Source organism: Planobispora rosea (assembly GCF_014648175.1).
Classification (GTDB): domain Bacteria; phylum Actinomycetota; class Actinomycetes; order Streptosporangiales; family Streptosporangiaceae; genus Planobispora; species Planobispora rosea.
On the sequence record NZ_BMQP01000035.1, the window covers coordinates 72,431 to 85,663 of the forward strand.

Annotated in this window: 9 protein-coding genes; all 9 read left to right on the forward strand. The window is 71.9% G+C overall.

Annotated elements, in window-relative coordinates; genetic code table 11:
* Nucleotides 1-84: 84 nt before the first annotated feature.
* Entirely contained in the window at nucleotides 85-1,254 is a 1,170-nt protein-coding gene (cbiE, locus tag IEZ08_RS28595) for a precorrin-6y C5,15-methyltransferase (decarboxylating) subunit CbiE (RefSeq protein WP_084780554.1), read from the forward strand.
* A 149-nt stretch (nucleotides 1,255-1,403) separates the two neighbouring features.
* A complete protein-coding gene (locus tag IEZ08_RS28600) occupies nucleotides 1,404-2,228 on the forward strand; it encodes a sirohydrochlorin chelatase (protein WP_068925826.1) in 825 nt (274 codons plus the stop codon).
* 43 nt (nucleotides 2,229-2,271) lie between these two features.
* Nucleotides 2,272-3,420 (forward strand): nicotinate-nucleotide--dimethylbenzimidazole phosphoribosyltransferase, encoded by a 1,149-nt coding sequence (locus IEZ08_RS28605; RefSeq protein WP_189243354.1) that lies wholly within the window; start codon nucleotides 2,272-2,274, stop codon nucleotides 3,418-3,420.
* Between the two features lie 263 nt (nucleotides 3,421-3,683).
* The gene (gene cobA / locus IEZ08_RS28610; RefSeq protein WP_068925823.1) at nucleotides 3,684-4,916 is read left to right on the forward strand and encodes a uroporphyrinogen-III C-methyltransferase; all 1,233 of its coding nucleotides are present in this window, start codon (nucleotides 3,684-3,686) and stop codon (nucleotides 4,914-4,916) included.
* A gap of 119 nt (nucleotides 4,917-5,035) precedes the next feature.
* Nucleotides 5,036-7,105 (forward strand): GTPase, encoded by a 2,070-nt coding sequence (locus IEZ08_RS28615; RefSeq protein ID WP_229803596.1) that lies wholly within the window; start codon nucleotides 5,036-5,038, stop codon nucleotides 7,103-7,105.
* Nucleotides 7,102-8,766, forward strand: a complete 1,665-nt coding sequence (locus IEZ08_RS28620; protein WP_068925821.1) for a YfjP family GTPase — start codon at nucleotides 7,102-7,104, stop codon at nucleotides 8,764-8,766. Before IEZ08_RS28615 ends, IEZ08_RS28620 begins: the two co-directional genes overlap by 4 nt.
* 221 nt (nucleotides 8,767-8,987) lie before the next feature.
* Nucleotides 8,988-9,689: a single-stranded DNA-binding protein gene (locus tag IEZ08_RS28625; RefSeq protein ID WP_068925819.1), complete on the forward strand. Its 702-nt coding sequence runs from the start codon at nucleotides 8,988-8,990 to the stop codon at nucleotides 9,687-9,689.
* A 387-nt stretch (nucleotides 9,690-10,076) separates the two neighbouring features.
* Nucleotides 10,077-11,369, forward strand: a complete 1,293-nt coding sequence (locus IEZ08_RS28630; protein WP_189243355.1) for a GGDEF domain-containing protein — start codon at nucleotides 10,077-10,079, stop codon at nucleotides 11,367-11,369.
* A gap of 76 nt (nucleotides 11,370-11,445) precedes the next feature.
* Entirely contained in the window at nucleotides 11,446-13,110 is a 1,665-nt protein-coding gene (gene ettA / locus IEZ08_RS28635) for an energy-dependent translational throttle protein EttA (RefSeq protein ID WP_068925815.1), read from the forward strand.
* The last annotated feature ends 123 nt before the right edge of the window (nucleotides 13,111-13,233 follow it).

Here is a 13,233-nt window from a genome sequence, read left to right on the forward strand (position 1 = left end):
TACGGTTCGGTGGACAGGGCGAGACACGCACCTGGCCTGATCCGCGTCGAGCCGTCACTCTGGAGACGAGGACGGTGAGCGTTGATGATCACAGTGGTCGGGGTGGACGGATCCGGGCTCTCCGCGGTCGCGCGGACCAGGCTGGACGAGGCGGTTCTGGTCACCGGGTCCGAACGGGCCTTCCGCCGCCTGGGCCCGCTGCCCGGTGAGGCCAGGAGAGCGCGCGGTCCGCTGCTGGAGATCGTGGACGCCCATCTGGAGACGGGTGAGGGCCGCCTGGTCGTGCTCGCCGAGGGGGATCCGGGATTCTTCGACGTGGTCCGCGAGCTGCGCGGCCACGGGGTCACCCCGGAGGTCCTGCCCGGCCTCCCGCTCGTCTCGCGCGCCTTCGCCAGGGCGGGACTCCCCTGGGAGGACGCCCTCGTGGTCACCGGCGACCGGATCGACCGGGTGGTGAACGCCTGCCGCGCCCATCACAAGGTCGCCGTGCTCGTCACCCCGGGCATCGGCCCCGCCGAGATCGCCCGGGAGCTGGCCCCCACCACCCCCCGGGCGCTGATCGTCTGCGAGGATCTCGGCGGCCCCGACGAGCGGATCACGCACAGCCGGATGGGCGAGGCCACCACCCGGCCGTGGAAGGACCCCGACGTGGTGCTCGTCCTGGACCCGCTGCACCGGCCGTACGAGCCGAGCTGGGTGGCCGGGGCCCGCCCGGGGCCCGAGGAGTGGGCGGTGGACTTCGGCGACGGCGGCGGCCTGACCCCGGAGGTCCGGGCGTTCGTGCTGGCCAAACTCGGCCCCCGGCTGGGCGACATGGTCTGGGACGTCGGCGCCGGCGGCGGGGAGATCGCGGTGGAGTGCGCCAGGATGGGCGCGGCCGTGGTGGCGGTGGAGCGCGAGGACGCCGCGTGCGCCCGGCTGCGGCGCAACGTCATCGCGCACGGCGTGAAGGTCGCCCTGACCCGGGGCCAGGCGCCGCCGGCCCTGGAGCCGCTGGCCGACCCAGACGCGGTCTTCGTGGGCGGCGGGGGCGCCGACGTGATCGAGGCGTGCGCGGCCCGCGGCCCGCGGACCCTGGTCTGCGCCCTGCGGACCGTGGAGCAGGTCGTCACCGTGTTCGGCATCCTCCGGGAACAGGGTTACCAGGCCGAATGCGTGCAGTTGCAGTCCTCCCGGCTGGCCGTCCACACCGACGGGGGGCACCGTCTCACCGCCACCGATCCGGTCTTCGTCGTGCACTCCCGCAGGCCGTGAGGGAGCGCGGGGAGAGCGTGGGGGAGCGAACGGGACCGCGACAGGAGTGAACATCGCCGGTCCATGACCTGTCACTGTCGTGTCCTCATCGGCTATCCTCGCGAGTCGCCGCCGCGCAATCCCAGGTCGAGGTCATTGGAGTCCTTTTCATGAAGCCGCCGCTGCTGCTCATCGGGCAGGGCTCGCACGATGACAACGGTTCCGTTGAATTCGGCAGGTTCGTCCACCGGCTCCGCTGCCGCCTGGACCGGACCGCCGCCGACGTCTCCGGCGGATATCTCACCAGGGCGACGCCGCGGCTCGGCGACTCCATCGCCTCGCTGGTCGCCCGGGGGCACCACCGCATGGTGGCGCTGCCGCTGAGCCTGTCCGGGGAGACGTGGATCGGCGCCGAGATCTCCGCCGCGATGGCCCTGGAGCAGCAGCGCCACCCGACGCTCACCTGCGACTACGGCCGGCCCCTGGGAGCCGACCCGCGTGTGCTGGCGCTGCTGGCCGAGCGCCTGGCCGACGCCGCGGCCGAGGTGCCCAGCCTCCGCCTGGTCCCCGCGGCCGGAGGCCTCCTGGAGGAGGAGCCCGAGCGGATCGGGACCGCGGAGACCGCCGTGGTGCTCGTCGGCGACGGCTCCACCCTGCCCGCCGCCAACGCCGACGTGCACCGGGTCTCCCGCCTGTTCTGGGAGACCCACGCGCACGAGTACATGACGGTGGAGACCGCCTTCGCCTCCCTCACCCCGCCCGGCGTGCCCGGTGGCATCGAGCGCTGCCGCCGCCTCGGCGCCCGCCGCGTGATCGTCGTCCCCTACCTGCTGTTCGCCGGCAGTCTGCTGGACAAGGTCTGGGCCCAGGCCATGGCCTACGCCGCCGGCCATCCCGAGCTGGACGTCCGCTGCGCCGACGTCATCGGCGACTGCGAGGGCCTGGCCGACGTGGTCATCGAACGCTACGAGGAAGCGCTCGCCGCCGCCCGGTGACCCCTCGGGGCCCGCACGGGGCTTTTTCGGGGACACTGGTGACATGATCACCCTTGAGCAGACCATCGCCGCGATCCGGCCGTGCGACCCGGAGGCCGTCGCGGAGGCACGGGCCCACCAGGACCGGCTGACCAAGCCGCGCGGCTCCCTGGGCGTGCTGGAGGATGTCGCGGTACGGCTGGCCGGTATCGCGGCCGTCAGCCCGCCGCCCGTCCCGGCCCCCGCGGCGCTGGCCATCTTCGCCGCCGACCACGGGGTCCACGCCCAGGGCGTGAGCCCCTGGCCGCAGGAGGTCACCCAGCAGATGGTGGGCAACTTCCTGGCGGGCGGGGCCGTGGCCAACGCCTTCGCCAACCAGGTGGGCGCCACCGTGCGGGTCGTGGACGTCGGCGTCGCCGCCGACCTGCCCGCCGCTCCGGGCCTGGCGATCAGGAAGGTGGCGTACGGCACCGCGGACCTGTCCCAGGGGCCGGCGATGACCCGCGAGCAGGCCGTCGCGGCACTGGAGGCCGGGATCGAGACGGCCCGCGAGCTCGTGGCGGAGGGGGCCCGCTGCCTGGTCACCGGGGACATGGGCATCGCCAACACCACCGCCTCCGCGGCTCTGGTCTGCGCCTTCACGGGCAGGGACGCGGCCGAGGTGACCGGCAGGGGGACCGGCGTCGACGACGAGACCCTGGCACGCAAGATCGAGGTCATCCGCCGGGCACTCCACGTGAACGGGCTGATCCGGGAAGGCGGTTCCACTGGGGCGGGCGGTGGTTCCGCCGGGGCGGACGGGACGGGTGGCGGGGGCGCTCCCGGTGACGGGGCGGGAGCCGTACCGGGCCTGGAGATCCTGGCGGCGGTCGGCGGGCTGGAGCACGCGGCGATCGCCGGGTTCATCCTGGGCGGAGCGTCCCTGAGAGTGCCGGTCATCCTCGACGGCGTGATCGCGGGATCGGCGGCGCTCGCGGCCGCCGCGCTGGCCCCGGACGCGCTGGACCACTGCGTGGCCGGGCACCGCTCGGCCGAGCCGGGCCACACCGTCGCGCTCGCCCATCTCGGCCTCCGTCCCCTGGTCGAGCTGGAACTCCGGCTCGGCGAGGGCACCGGGGGGCTGCTGGCCCACCCGCTGGTCTGCGCGGCGGCCCGCGTCCTGCACGAGGTGGCGACCTTCGACTCCGCGGGGGTCACCGAGAAGGAGTCCTGACCGCCGCCCCCGGCGGGGCCTCAGCCGGCGGCCCGGCCGGGGGCGACGGCTGAGGCCCCGCCGGGGTACGACCTGGGTAATCAGCGGGCGGAGGGGTAACATCCGGACCGGCGTGGACGACTTGACATCATTCCGGCGCTTCAGAGACCTGATGATGTCAAGCTTGTTAACACAGTGACATCAAACGACGCTGGGATAGCCGGTAGGTTTACCTCCTAACACGCACTGCTTCACCGTTCGTCGCGAACAGGAGATCTGTCGCCATGTCGCCCTACCTGCTTGGTCTGCGTCTCTCCGGGCGGCGTGTTCTCGTCGTCGGTGGAGGCCGTGTCGCGCAGCGGCGCGTGCCGGCCCTGCTGGAGGCCGGAGCCCTGGTCACCATCGTCTCGACGAGCGTCACGCACGCTCTCGACGACCTCATCGCCAGCGGCCGCGTGACGTGGGAGGCCAGGCCGTACCAGGTGGGAGACGTGGACGGGGCGTGGCTGGTGCAGGCCTGCACCGATGACAGGGCCGTGAACACCGCGATCGCCGCCGAGGCCGAGGCCAAACGGATCTGGTGCGTGCGCGCCGACGACAGGGACGCCTCGGCCGCGTGGACCCCCGCCAGCGGGCGGGTGGGCGAGGTCGGCGTGGCGGTCACCGCGGGCGGCGACCCCCGGCGGGCGGCCGGGATCAGGGACGCGGTGGTGGAGGCCCTCCGCGACGGCACGGTCGAGGCCCGGCGCAACCGCACCAAGCCCGTCGGCGTCGCCCTGGTCGGAGGCGGCCCCGGCGACCCCGGGCTGATCACGGTCCGCGGCCGGCAGCTGCTCGCCCAGGCCGACGTGGTCATCGCCGACCGCCTCGCCCCGCAGGCCCTGCTCGACGAGCTCTCCCCGGACGTGGAGCTGATCGACGCGGCGAAGATCCCCTACGGGCGTTACATGGCCCAGGAGCGGATCAACGAGCTGATCGTCGAGCACGCCAAGCAGGGCAAGTTCGTGGTCCGGCTCAAGGGCGGCGACCCCTTCGTCTTCGGCCGGGGCGGCGAGGAGATGCTCGCCTGCGCCCGCGAGGGCATCCCGGTCACCGTCGTCCCCGGCATCACCAGCCCGGTCGCGGTGCCCGCGGCGGCGGGCGTTCCGGTGACGCACCGGGGCGTCAGCCAGGAATTCCACGTGATTTCCGTACATGTTCCCCCGGGCGACCCCGCCTCCACCGTTGACTGGCCCAACCTGGCGCGGTCAGCGGGGACCTTGATCCTCATGATGGCGGTCGAGCGGATCGCGGTGATAGCCGAGACATTGATCCACGAAGGGCGTTCGCCGGAAACTCCCGTAATGGTGGTACAGGACGGTACTCTTCCCACCCAGCGAGCTCTTTACGCCACGCTCTCCACCGTGGCGGAGCGCGTGACCGCGGCTGGGATTCGGCCACCGGCGATCGTGATCGTCGGCGATGTCGTGAAGGTCGGCCAGGAGGTCGAGATGGTTCGAGCGGAGAGAGTTCCGTGAAATCGGCTGCCAACAGGCCCGCGCTCCCGGGCGAGGGTGACCGCCCGCTCGGAGGCGCCTCTCGGGAGGCGCCCGGAGACCTCCCCCCGGAGCACTCCGAAGCCCCGGGTGAACAGACCGTGACCTTCCGCGCCATCCGCGACGACGATCTGGTCTCCGTCCACGACGAGGAGCTCCCCGCCGGTCAGGAGGGCAGCGAGGAGGGTTCCGCGGCGGACGCCGAGGACGGGAGTCCTGAGGAGGCGGCTGAGGGCTCTGGGGGCTCCGGGACGGAGCCTTCCGGAGATCGGGGTGGGGCTGACCCGGTCGTGCCTGAACCGGACGGCCCCTCCTTCGCGGAGGAGCCCGCGAGCCCGGCCGGAGAGGCCGAGACTGAAGACGACGAGGCCGGAGAAGACGAGGCGGGGAAAGACCCGGTAGGAGAGGACGACGCGGAAGGGGACCCGGCCGAGGACGCGGCCGGGACGGGGGACGACGGACCCTGGGCGTCCGGAGACTGGGTCCGGGAGACACCGCTGCCCGAGGAGGTCTCCGAGGCGCTGACCAACGCCCTCACGGGGCTGCGGGACAGCCTCACCGACCTCAGCTTCGGCCTGGACCTCCCCGGGGCGGAGGAGGCCAGGCGGGCCCAGGCCGAGATCCTGGCCCAGCTTGAGGACTACGTGATCCCCCGGGTCCACACCAGCACCGCGCCGGCGCTCATCGTCATCGCGGGATCGACCGGCGCCGGGAAGTCCACGCTGCTCAACACCCTCGCCAACGCCAAGGTCAGCGCGACCGGCGTGCGCCGTCCGACCACGGGAACGCCGGTTCTCGCCTGTCACCCCGACGACTACGAGTGGTTCGCCGAGGGCGGCCTGCTCGGCAGCCTGGAGCGCAGGGAGGTTCCGGGGGCCAAGCCGGGGCTCGACGGGCTCGTGCTCGTCTCCACCGAGCGTCTGCCCCAGGGCGTGGCGCTGCTCGACACCCCCGACATCGACTCGGTCGTCGAGGAGCACCACGAGATCGCCCACCGCATGCTCGACGCGGCCGACCTGTGGATCTTCGTCACCACCGCCGCCCGGTACGCCGACGCCCCCGCCTGGAGGCTGCTCCGGCTGGCCAAGGAGCGCGGCGCCCGGCTGGCGATCGTGCTCTCCCGGGTTCCCCCCAGGTCACGCGAGGTGGTCACCAAGCACTTCGTCCGCATGCTCACCGAGTACGGCCTCGGCGAGGTCGAGCGGTTCGTCATCGACGAGAGCAAGGTCGTCGACGGGATGCTCCCCGACCAGGAGATCACCGAGCTGCGGCTCTGGCTGGCCGAGCTGTCGGTGGACGACCAGCGCCGGACGCAGGCCGTACAGGCGACGCTGGCCGGAGCGCTGGACAGCTTCCGGACCCGGGTCCCGGCCCTGGCCAGGCAGCTGGAGGCCCAGGTCGCCATCAGGGCCCAGCTCCGCAGCGACGTGGACGCCGCCTACACCGGCGCGCTGGCGGAGATCGACAAGGCGACGAGGGACGGCTCGCTGCTCCGCGGGGAGATGCTCGCCCGGTGGCAGGACTTCGCCGGGTCGGGCGACCTCATGCGGACCCTGCGCCTGCGCAAGCCCGGCAGGTTCGCCGGGAAGGCGAGCCGGCAGGGCCCCGAACGGCTCAACGCGCTGAAGACCGCCCTGCGGACCGGGCTGGAGTCGGTCGTCGTCTCGGCGGCCCAGCGGGCGGCCGAGGAGACCGTGTCGCGGTGGCTGCACCGCCCCGGCGCGGCCGAGGCCCTGGCGCTCGCCCCCGGGCTCGGCCGCCCCTCCGACGAGCTTCTGCGCAGGACCAACCGGGCCGTGGCCGCCTGGCAGGACCACCTCGTCCAGCTGATCCGCACCGAAGGCGTGACCAAGCGGGCGGTGACCAGGCTGATCTCGTTCGACGTGGAGTCCCTGGCGGTGATCTTCTCGGTCGGCCTGTTGGGGTACGGCGCCGCCGAGTCCGAGGGCAGGGGCGCGCTGCCCCAGCGGCTGCTGCACGCGTTGTTCGGCGCCGAGTCCCTGCGCAACATCGGGACCAAGGCCCGCAGTGACCTCCGGGCCAGGATCAGCATGCTGTTCGACGATGAGACGTCGCGCTACATCCAGGTGCTCGATGGCGCTGGCATTCCTGACGAATCCGCCGCCACCCGCCTTTACCAGGCAACGTACAACCTCGAGGTCGCGCGATGAGCAGCACCATTGGCATCACCCCCCCGAGCGGTATCACCCCGGCGCGTCAAGGTCTCGGCAGCAGGCTCGCGGCGCTGGCCAAGATCGTCGAGCTGGGGCCGGGCAGGGTCGATCCCAAACTCCTCACCGAGTCGGGCCAGTTGCTGCTCCGCGCGGGCGACCGGCTCAAGCTCTCCTCCGACCACACGGTGGTCGCCCTCGCCGGGGGTACGGGAAGCGGCAAGTCGTCGCTGTTCAACGCGGTCTCCGGGCTCGACCTGTCGCCGACGGGCGTACGCCGCCCCACCACGGCGCGCACGCACGCCTGCGTCTGGGGCCTGGAGGGCGCCGGACCGCTGCTGGACTGGCTGCAGATCCAGTGGCGGCACCGCTTCGCCAGGGCCAGCGCGCTCGACAAGGGTGAGAGCCAGCTCCACGGGCTGATCCTGCTCGACCTGCCCGACCACGACTCCATCCGGGCGCTCACCGACACCGAGGCCGACCGGCTCATCCAGGTCGCCGACCTCATCGTGTGGGTCCTCGACCCGCAGAAGTACGCCGACGCCTCCACCCACCGCCGCTACGTGACCGAACTCGCCGGGCACGACGCGGTGACGGTCTTCGTGCTCAACCAGGCCGACCGGCTCGCCCCGGAGGAACTGGCCGAGTGCGTCACCGACCTGGAGGACCTGCTCCGCCGGGAGGGCGTCGAGAACCCCGTCATCGTGACGACCTCGGCGACCACGGGCAGGGGCGTGGACAACCTCAAGGCGGTCCTCGCCGACACCGTGGCCAGGCGCCGGGCCGCGATCCAGCGCCTGGAGGCGGACCTCGACCGGCTGACCCGGAGCCTGGCGAAGGTCATCCCCGGTGAGGACGCCCCGCCCCCGCCCGCGGCCGTCGACGACGCCCGCCGGATCGGGCTGACCGACGCCCTCTGCGACGCCGTCGGCGTGCCGGCCGTCGGCGAGGCGATGGAGAACGTGTACAGCGTGCGGTCCGTCGAATGGGTCGGCTGGCCGTACGCCCGCTGGGCGGCCCGGCTCCGCTCCGACCCGCTGAACAGTCTGCGCCTGGGCGACATCAGGGACGAGATCCGGGGGCTGACCGGCGGTTCGGTGACCGCGCAGCCCGCGGAGGTGGACAACGCGATCCAGGCCCTGGCCGACGGGCTCACCACCGGGATGCACGAGGCCTGGCAGAACGGCGTCAGGGACGCCGCGCGCTCCCGCTCGGCCCAGTTGCCGCAGGTGCTCTCGGAGGAACTGACCGAGGTGGCTCCCCCGCTGGACCGGGTCCCGGCCTGGTGGCGCGTCCTCCTCGTCTGGCAGTACCTGCTGGTCCTGCTGTTCGTGGCGGGGCTCGCATGGGTCGGTACGGCCCTGGCCTACGGCGTCTTCGAGGTGGGCGAGATCCCCGAGAGCCTGGAGGCCTTCGGCGATGCGGCCTCGTTGCCGTGGGTCGGCCTGATGATGGCCGCGGTCCTCGGCCTCGGCCTGCTGACCGCCGTGGCCAGCCGGAACTTCGTGGTGCTCGGAGCAGGCCACGAGCGCGACCGGCTTGAGCGCGAGATGCGCCGCAGGATCGGCACGATCGCCGAGAGCATGGTGATCGAGCCGGTGGAGCGGGAACTGGCCCGGTACAACGCGTTCTACGCGGCGGTGCGGAGCGTGCGCGGCTGACGTCCGGCGGTACGGGAACCGGCTGTCCGCGGTTGTGACGGCCTCGGCGGCCCGGGACCACCTGGACCGGGGCCACTCGGATCGGGCCGTCCACAGCCTCCCGGCGAGCACGTCGGGTCGTCCACAGATCGCCGTTCGGGAAGCCGTGCGGGAGGCCGCACGGGCCATCGTGTCTCTCACGCCGCGGGCAGCCCGCCCGCTCTCATGGGAGGCACGATTCGATGAACGACATCTACGTCACGCTGACCGGTAACGTCGCGGCTCCGCCGCGCCAGCACACCTTCCCCGACGGGTCGCGGGTCACCTCGCTCAGGGTGGCCTCGACCAGCCGTCACTTCGACCGGGAGAACCAGCAGTGGCGCGACGGGGAGACGACCTACTTCGGGGTGCGTTGTTTCCGGGGCCTGGCGGACAACGTCGCCCAGTCCGTCCGGGTGGGCCAGCCGGTCGTGGTCCAGGGGCGGTTGCGCGTCCGCGAGTTCGTGCACGAGGGGGAGCGCCGGTTCATGGCGGAGGTGGAGGCCAGTTCGCTCGGGCACGACCTGCGCTGGGGGATCGGCGTCTTCAGCAAGCCCCAGCGAGGCGGGGCGGTCCCGGCGCTGGGACAGGACGAGAGGAACGAACTGGATCGAGAGACCCACGACTGGGCACTGGGTGGGGCCGCCCCCGGGGCGCTGTGGTCCGCGGACGCCCGGCAGCCGTCCGCGGCGGCGATCGGGGACGGTGCTTCCAGGAGGGCGACGGCGGCGGTCGTCGGCGAGGAAACCGGGATCGGCGAGGGCCCGGACGGGGAGGCGGACACCCAGGACCGCGCGGAGGCGGACAGGGAAGAGACGGGCAGCGCGGAAACGGGCGGCGAGGTGGTCGCCTGGGCGGGCAAGGACGATGCGCCATGGCCCGCTGACACGCGGGTGGCCGCCTGACACCTTGCGCGGTACGGTCGCCCGAGACGGCGTGCGGTGTAGCCGCCTGCCACGTCGCGCTGTCATGTCGTGCGCTGAACCGGCGCGCAGGACTGCGCAGGGGAGGAGGCATCGGCCGGACGCGGCCGGTGCCTCATCGGGTGAGAAGCGGAGGCACCGCAGGATCGGCCGGTGGCCGTGCGCATGTCAGACGCCGAGGCACCTGTCAGATCCAGGTCACGCCCCGCAGCATGGCTGCTCCTTTCCCAGTGGCCGCTCGTGGAGAGAGCGGTTTCCAATCATGAACCGGCCGAGGCCAGTCCACTTCGTAAAGGTATCCGTTCCCATCGCGTGACGCACACTCCGCAACTATTGTGTTACACATCGTTAGTCAAAGAGGGGGGCGGCATGGCGGTGTCCAGTCACACCTCGGTCAAACCACGCGGCGGTGTGGTGACCCTAGCCGACCGGTGCCCGCTGTTCGGACAGCGCCGCCCGCTGGTCGTCTACCTCTGCGGGGTCGTGGCGCTCGGCCTGGTGGTGCTCGCGTTCTCCATCGCGGCGAGCGACGTGCGGGGGACGGACGTCCTGACGTTCACGGCGTTGATGTTGTGCGGGGCGGCCTGCATCGAGGCGACGCGCAGGCTGGGCATGCCCGCGGGGGTCTCCCGCGACCTGCTGTCCGCCTGGTGGCTCCCGGTGGCCCTGCTGCTCCCGCCGGTCTACGCGCTTCTCGCGCCCATCCCGCTTCAGATCCTGCTCCAGAAGAGGGTGCGCGAGACGGTCGTCTACCGGAGGGTCTTCAGCTCGGCTGCGATCGGGCTGGCCGGATACGCCACCTCGACCCTGTTCCACCTGGTCGTCGGTGATCCGTCCGCGTTGACCGCCGGCGCCGGGGGGCCGATCCTCATGGCGATCGGCTGCGCCGTGGTGTTCACCGTGCTCAACACCGCGCTCATCGCCGTCGCCGCGCACACCGCCGACCCCGAGAGCAGCTGGCGTGAGGTGCTGTGGGACCGCGAGAGCCTGACCCTCGACGTTGTGGAGCTCTGCCTGGGCGTCCTCGTCACCATCACCTGCAAGCTCGGCCTGCCGCTGTTGCTGCTGGCGCTGCCCCCGGTGGTCCTGCTCCAGCGGAGCCTCCTGCACGCACAGCTCCAGGCCGCGGCCCGGACCGACGCGAAGACCGGCCTGCTCAACGCCGCCGCCTGGCAACGGGAGGCCGATACCGAGATCGGCCGGGCCCGGCGCACCGGCGAGACCCTGGCACTGCTGATCATCGACATCGATCACTTCAAACGGGTCAACGACAACTACGGCCACCTGATCGGCGATCAGGTCCTGATCGGGGTGGCCGCCATGCTCCGCAGCCAGCTGCGCGACTACGACGTGGTGGGCCGGTTCGGCGGGGAGGAGTTCGTGGTCCTGCTGCCCAGGACCGACACCGTCGAGGCGCGCAGGGTGGCCGAGCGCCTGCGGTCACGCATCGCCCGGATGGCGGTCCCCGTGGACGAGACCATGCTCAGTGTGACGGTCTCGACGGGCATCGCGATCATGAGCGTCCACGGAGACGACCTCATCGAGCTGCTCGCGGCGGCCGACCTGGCCCTCTATCGGGCCAAGGAGCTCGGCCGGGACCGCGTCTGCCTGCCCGCCATCCCCCCGGCGCGCCCACCCGGCGCCCAGCCGGCCCCGGGCTGACGCCGCGACCGCGCGGCGCGTGGGCCATGGTCGCGCGGCGAGCGAGAGCCCGGCGACAGGCCCTAAGCTAGAAGGCATGCCGGAGTACATCTACACGATGCAGCGCGTGCGCAAGGCGCACGGCGACAAGGTTGTCCTCGACGATGTGACGTTGTCGTTCCTGCCGGGTGCCAAGATCGGTGTCCTGGGCCCCAACGGCACCGGAAAGTCGACGCTGCTGCGGATGATGGCGGGCCTGGAGCAGCCGTCCAACGGTGACGCCCGGCTCATGCCCGGCTTCACCGTCGGCATGCTCCAGCAGGAGCCCCCCCTCAACGAGTCCAAGACGGTGCTCGGCAACGTCGAGGAAGGCGTCGCCGAGACCAAGGCCATGCTCGACCGGTTCAACGAGATCGCCGAGCTGATGGCCACCGACTACAGCGACGAGCTGCTGGAGGAGATGGGCAAGCTCCAGGACGCCCTCGACCACCGCAACGGGTGGGATCTCGACAGCCAGCTGGAGCAGGCGATGGACGCACTCCGCTGCCCGCCGCCGGACGCCGAGGTCAGCAAGCTCTCCGGTGGTGAGCGCCGCCGGGTCGCGCTCTGCAAGCTCCTGCTGGAGCAGCCCGACCTGCTCCTGCTCGACGAGCCCACCAACCACCTCGACGCCGAGAGCGTGCAGTGGCTGGAGTCCCACCTGGAGAAGTACCCCGGGACCGTCCTGGCCGTCACCCACGACCGCTACTTCCTGGACAACGTGGCCACCTGGATCCTGGAGCTGGACCGCGGCCGCTGCTACCCCTACGAGGGCAACTACTCCACCTACCTGGAGTCCAAGGCCTCCCGTCTGAAGGTCGAGGGCCAGAAGGACGCCAAGCGCCGCAAGCGCCTGGAGGAGGAGCTGCAGTGGGTGCGCTCCAACCCCAAGGCTCGTCAGACGAAGAGCAAGGCCCGTCTCCAGCGTTACGAGGAGATGGCCGCCGAGGCGGACAAGTTCCGCAAGCTGGACTTCGAGGAGATCCAGATCCCGCCGGGCCCGCGTCTGGGCACCACGGTCATCCGTGCCGAGGGCCTCACCAAGGGCTTCGGCGACCGCCTGCTGATGGACGGCCTCACCTTCGACCTGCCGCGCAACGGCATCGTCGGCATCATCGGCCCCAACGGCGTCGGCAAGACCACGCTCTTCCGAATGATCACCGGCGGTGAGACCCCGGACAGCGGCTCGATCACCGTCGGCGACACCGTCAAGATCTCCTACGCGGACCAGAGCCGCGGCGGCATCGACCCGGCCAAGAACGTCTGGGAGGTCGTCTCCGACGGGCTCGACCACCTCAAGGTCGGCAACGTCGAGATGCCGTCCCGCGCCTACATCGCCGCGTTCGGCTTCAAGGGCCCGGACCAGCAGAAGAAGGCCGGAGTCCTGTCCGGTGGCGAGCGCAACCGCCTCAACCTGGCGCTGACCCTCAAGCAGGGCGGCAACGTGCTCCTGCTCGACGAGCCCACCAACGACCTCGACACCGAGACGCTCTCCAGCCTGGAGAACGCGCTGCTCGACTTCCCCGGCTGCGCGGTCATCACCTCGCACGACCGGTGGTTCCTGGACCGCATCGCGACCCACATCCTGGCCTGGGAAGAGGACTCGAACTGGTTCTGGTTCGAGGGCAACTTCGCCGACTACGAGAAGAACAAGATCGAGCGGCTGGGCGCCGAAGCGGCCCGTCCGCACCGGGTGACCTACCGCAAGCTCACCCGCGACTAGTCCGGGAGGGGCCCAGTCCCTCCCCGCCAACCTCTGTCCCGTCGCCCGGTATGGCGCGTCTGCACGGCGTGTCATCTCCGGGTACGGCGCCGTCGTCACTCTGTACGGCGTGTCCTGGGTACG

Excerpts from the sequence above, each read along its gene's own strand:
- IEZ08_RS28600 (WP_068925826.1), top strand. The coding sequence starts at position 1,404 with ATGAAGCCGCCGCTGCTGCTCATCGGGCAGGGCTCGCACGATGACAAC.
- IEZ08_RS28605 (WP_189243354.1), top strand. The coding sequence starts at position 2,272 with ATGATCACCCTTGAGCAGACCATCGCCGCGATCCGGCCGTGCGACCCG.
- IEZ08_RS28620 (WP_068925821.1), top strand. The coding sequence starts at position 7,102 with ATGAGCAGCACCATTGGCATCACCCCCCCGAGCGGTATCACCCCGGCG.
- cobA (WP_068925823.1), top strand. The coding sequence starts at position 3,684 with ATGTCGCCCTACCTGCTTGGTCTGCGTCTCTCCGGGCGGCGTGTTCTC.
- cbiE (WP_084780554.1), top strand. The coding sequence starts at position 85 with ATGATCACAGTGGTCGGGGTGGACGGATCCGGGCTCTCCGCGGTCGCG.
- IEZ08_RS28625 (WP_068925819.1), top strand. The coding sequence starts at position 8,988 with ATGAACGACATCTACGTCACGCTGACCGGTAACGTCGCGGCTCCGCCG.
- IEZ08_RS28630 (WP_189243355.1), top strand. The coding sequence starts at position 10,077 with ATGGCGGTGTCCAGTCACACCTCGGTCAAACCACGCGGCGGTGTGGTG.
- ettA (WP_068925815.1), top strand. The coding sequence starts at position 11,446 with ATGCCGGAGTACATCTACACGATGCAGCGCGTGCGCAAGGCGCACGGC.